We start from the raw sequence: 4,351 nt of genomic DNA, 5'->3' as shown, positions 1-4,351 counted from the left end.
CGCTTTCCCCTACTCCGCCAGGTCGATCGTCTCCGTCGAATGCTCCACGCAGATGAAGCAGCATGAATCGCAGGGCTGGTCGTTGTCGGGGCCGACGCCCCAATAGGTGCCTTCGTCGCCGTCGACCCAGGCGCCGTAGCAGATCGATTCGCCCTCCTCGCAGGAGATCGGCAGTTGCTTGGTCTCGCCGTCGTCGAGGTAGAAATCCTTGTCATTGCCCGGCCAGACGTAGTCGCGGTCCTGGCTGTAGAGCTCGAGCCGCATGGCGTTGGGATGGCCGTTCCTGATCTCGAACGTGACGTCGCCGGCATGCGCCGCCGGCGCGGCCAGCGTGGCGATGAAGAACGCCGCGGCGATGCGGCGGGCGGTGAAGAAAGTCATGGCAGTCCCCCGAAAGAATCGGCCCCTCGGCCGAGAGTTCGACCATGCCATGCGAGGCTGGAACGGGGAAGGATTGGTTGGCGCTTTCCCCTACTCCGCCAGGTCGATCGTCTCCGTCGAATGCTCCACGCAGATGAAGCAGCATGAATCGCAGGGCTGGTCGTTGTCGGGGCCGACGCCGGCGGAGACCTGGTCGTCGCCATTGACCCAGGCGCCCCAGCAGATGTTCTCGCCCGGATTGCAGGAGATCGGCACCGATTTCCGCGCGCCCGGGCGGATCAGGAAGACCTTGTTGTCGCCCGGCCAGACCGTATCGCGGTCGCGGCTGAACAGTTCGACCGCGACGCCGTCCGAGCGCTTGTTGCGGACGAACACCGACATGTCGTCGGCGAGGGCTGGGCCGGCGATGAGCAGGGCGGCGAGGGCGAGGCGAATCATGGCGGCGGGTCCTGGAGAGTGGAGAGTAGAGCATGGGCGGGCGAAGCGCGTAATCTCCCCCCTCGAGGGGGAGATGGCCGGCAGGCCAGAGGGGGTCGCGCCCCGCGTGAAGCTCCGAGCCTTATCGTGACGAAAGGGGGCGCAGGCGTTCCACGCGCGACGTCTGTCGCCTTTGGCGACATCTCCCCCTCGAGGGGGGAGATCAGCGACCCACCACCACATGCGGCGCCAGCCGCTCGATCTCCGCGACAATGTCCGGCCCGCTCATGTCGAGCGAGTTGATCTCCATGCGCACGGTGTTGCCGCCAAACAGCGCATTGGCCAGCGCGTCGGGCGGCGCCTCGTTGAGCTCGAAACTGACCACGCCCGAGCCCTTGCCGGGGGAGGAGAGGCGCACGCTTTGCACCTTGTCCCATGGCACCAGCACGTCGCCGCGGCGGCGATCCCGAAAACCGTTCTCGTCGAGCACCACCTTGACCGAGGTGTCGAAGGCGCCGCGCGCGAGGTAGCCACCGAAGCCGAGGAAGCCCAGCGCCAGCAGCGCGACGAAGAACACCCGCCCGCCATCGGCGCCGTTGACCAGCCCCTTCAGCGCATAGAAGCCAAAGATCGCCGCCATCAGCAGCGACCCGGCGACGGAAGAGAACTTGTTGGTGGGACTGTTGCGGAGTTCTACGGACATGGGCGTGGCTTTCGAGGTGGGGGAGTAGAGCATAAGCGGGCGGGACGGCGGCGGTTCTTCCTTCTCCCCCTGCGGGAGAAGGTGGCCTCGCGAAGCGAGGTCGGATGAGGGGTGTTCCAGAAGACACGAACGGCTCATTTCTTCCAACACCCCTTGTGTGTCTGGAATCGTGCATTGTTGAGGGGTGCCACGGACCAGGTGCTTGCCTGATCCGTGGCGGCGGTCGAGAGCCCGTCACCCCTCAGGTAGCCTAAACCGTGGATGAGCTGGGGCCCGACCGCCTTCTTTTGTGAACCCGAACAGTTGCAAGGGGCAAGCCCCCGCACACAAGGAAGGGACCGAGAAGATGGCTGCAGGAACGGTTCAGGATGTCGGCATCGACGTTGCCAAGCGATGGCTCGACGTGGCCGTGTTCCAGACGCAGGAACAAGCGCGTTTCGACAACGACAAGGACGGATGGGCCAAGCTGAGCAAGTGGCTGAAAGGCCGCAACGTGCGCGCCATCGGCATGGAGCCGAGTGGAGGCTATGAGCGCGGCGTGGCCAAGGCGCTGCGCAAGGCGGGTTTACCGGCCAGGAACGTCAATCCGCACAAGCTGCGCCACTATGCCCGCGCGCTTGGCCGACTGGCCAAGAACGACCGCATCGATGCCCTGCTGATTGCACGCTATACCGCCGAACTGCCGACCCGGCCGGTGCAGTGCGACCCAATCGCCGAGCAACTGGCCGATCTGGTCGTGGCCCGCAGGCAACTCAGCGACGACAAGGTCAGCCTGGCCAATCAGCTCGAGCAGGTCCGCGAGCCGACGGTCAAGCGCATCTTCACCCAGCGTCTGCGCCGCATCGAGTTCGATATCGCACTGCTGGCCAAGCGCATGGCCGATCTTGTCGCCAGCCAGCCGGCGTTCGCGGCCAGGGACCGCCTGATCCAGTCCTTCCACGGTGCCGGTCCGGTGTTCAGCTATACCGTGCTGGCCTTGGCGCCGGAGATAGGGCAGGCCTCGCGGCGCGAAATCGCAGCCCTTGCTGGCCTGGCCCCATACGACTTCGACAGCGGCACCTTCAAAGGCCGCCGCATTATCTGGGGCGGTCGTCACGCCGTGCACAGGGTGGTCTATATGGCTGCCCTCACCGCCAGTCGCTCAAATCCCGTCCTCAAGGCCTTCCACCAGCGTCTCATCGCCAAGGGCAAGGAGCCCAAGGTCGCTCTCGTCGCCGTGGCACGAAAGATCCTGACCATCCTCAGCGCGATGATCCAAAACAACGAACCTTGGAATCCAAACAGGTCCTGACGAACACAGTTGCTCATCCGTCTCGGCGCTGCGCGCCCATCCACCTTCTCCCACAAGGGGGGAAGGAGAGGCGCTACCGTCCCGGCCTACCCGTCTTGCCCGGCCGACGCTTTTCGCGGCGGGCGTCGCCGGGATCCTCGTAGGAGCCGATACCGGCGCGCTGGCGAACGATTGGTTTAGGGGAATCGTCGCGTTCCTTCGCGCCCCCCTCTGTCCTGCCGGACATCTCCCCCACATGGGGGGAGATTGGCTTTGGTTTCGCCGGCACTTTTCCTTCGACCGGCTTTTCGGTCCGCCGCACCGTCATCTCGTCGAGCGAGTTCTTCTTGAACAGAGGCTTGGTGGGCTCGCCGGGAAGGCCGAAGTCGGAGCCGTGCGCCTCCTGCGCCGACTGCTTCTTGAACAGCGAGCGCGACACGGCACCCGCGGGCGTCGGCATGTCGGTGCCAGGGCCCATGTCGTCGATCGACGGTTTGGCGAACAGTGGCTTCTTCACCGGCACGGCGCCATCGGCGCCCATTTCGTCGAGTTGCGGCTTGCGGAAGAGGTTGGGCCGGGCAGCCTTGGCAGCCGCTTCGGCGGCACGTGCTTCGTCGAGCCTGCGGAAACGTTCCTGTTCCTCCGCGGTACGATGTTTCGCCACGCCCTTGTTGTGCTTGCCCTTTTCGCGGCCCGAGGCCGGGCTCTGGCTTTCGACCTCGCGTGCCAGCGGGTCGTCGGAGATGGCAAGCTCCATCTCGCGCAGCCGCTTGATCTCGTCGCGGACGCGGGCGGCCTTCTCGAAATCGAGATTGGCGGCGGCGTCGCGCATCTGCTTGTCCAGCGCCTCGAGATGGGTCTTCAGATTGTTGCCCATCATCGCACCGGCATCGTCGGTGAACTGCGAGATGTCGGCGCGGACATGGTCCTTCTCGTAGACCGAATCGAGGATGTCGGCGATGCGCGACTTGACCGATTCAGGCGTGATGCCGTTGGCGGCGTTCCACTCCATCTGCTTCTCGCGGCGGCGGTTGGTTTCCGCCATGGCGCGTTCCATCGAGCCGGTGATCTGGTCGGCGTAGAGGATGACCTTGCCGTCGACGTTGCGGGCGGCGCGGCCAATGGTCTGGATCAGCGAGGTTTCGGAGCGCAAAAAACCTTCCTTGTCGGCGTCGAGAATGGCGACGAAGCCGCACTCGGGAATGTCGAGGCCCTCGCGCAGAAGGTTGATGCCGACCAGTACGTCGAAGGCGCCGAGGCGCAGATCGCGCAGGATCTCGATGCGCTCCAGCGTGTCGATGTCGGAATGCATGTAGCGGACCCGGATGCCGTTCTCATGCAGATATTCGGTGAGGTCCTCGGCCATGCGCTTGGTGAGCACGGTGACCAGCGTGCGGTAGCCGGCCCTGGTCGTGTCGCGGATCTCGCCGACGACGTCGTCGACCTGGCTCTTGGCGGGACGCACCTCGACCGGCGGGTCGATAAGTCCGGTCGGACGGATGACCTGCTCGGCGAAGACGCCGCCGGACTGCTCCAGTTCCCAGCCGCCGGGCGTCGCCGAAACCGCGACAGACAGAGGA

General features: G+C 65.3%; 5 protein-coding genes. 1 reads left to right on the top strand and 4 read right to left on the bottom strand.

What is annotated here, in order from left to right; translation table 11 throughout:
- Nucleotides 1–9: 9 nt before the first annotated feature.
- The 3 genes from EN780_RS28395 to EN780_RS28385 form a co-directional block, all read right to left on the bottom strand.
- Nucleotides 10–381 (bottom strand): hypothetical protein, encoded by a 372-nt coding sequence (locus EN780_RS28395; protein ID WP_128275945.1) that lies wholly within the window; start codon nucleotides 379–381, stop codon nucleotides 10–12.
- 90 nt (nucleotides 382–471) lie between these two features.
- Complete coding sequence (locus tag EN780_RS28390; RefSeq protein WP_127394279.1) at nucleotides 472–819, bottom strand: hypothetical protein; 348 nt, start codon at nucleotides 817–819, stop codon at nucleotides 472–474.
- A 202-nt stretch (nucleotides 820–1,021) separates the two neighbouring features.
- On the bottom strand, nucleotides 1,022–1,501 hold the full coding sequence (locus EN780_RS28385) for a hypothetical protein (RefSeq protein WP_127394278.1): 480 nt from the start codon (nucleotides 1,499–1,501) through the stop codon (nucleotides 1,022–1,024).
- Nucleotides 1,502–1,847: 346 nt separating this feature from the next.
- Here EN780_RS28385 and EN780_RS28380 point away from each other — a divergent pair, with 346 nt between their 5' ends.
- Nucleotides 1,848–2,792, top strand: a complete 945-nt coding sequence (locus EN780_RS28380) for an IS110 family transposase (RefSeq protein ID WP_189556799.1) — start codon at nucleotides 1,848–1,850, stop codon at nucleotides 2,790–2,792.
- 73 nt (nucleotides 2,793–2,865) lie between these two features.
- On the opposite strand, the gene EN780_RS28375 is transcribed toward EN780_RS28380, so the two are convergent.
- On the bottom strand, nucleotides 2,866–4,351 hold a 1,486-nt coding region (locus EN780_RS28375), incomplete at its 5' end, for a helicase-related protein (RefSeq protein ID WP_189556798.1).

The sequence above is a fragment of the Mesorhizobium sp. M4B.F.Ca.ET.089.01.1.1 genome (assembly GCF_004022605.1).
In the GTDB taxonomy this organism is placed as follows: domain Bacteria; phylum Pseudomonadota; class Alphaproteobacteria; order Rhizobiales; family Rhizobiaceae; genus Mesorhizobium; species Mesorhizobium abyssinicae.
The sequence above is the reverse complement of the archived record's forward strand: the minus strand, read 5'-3'. Positions and strand labels throughout refer to the sequence as shown.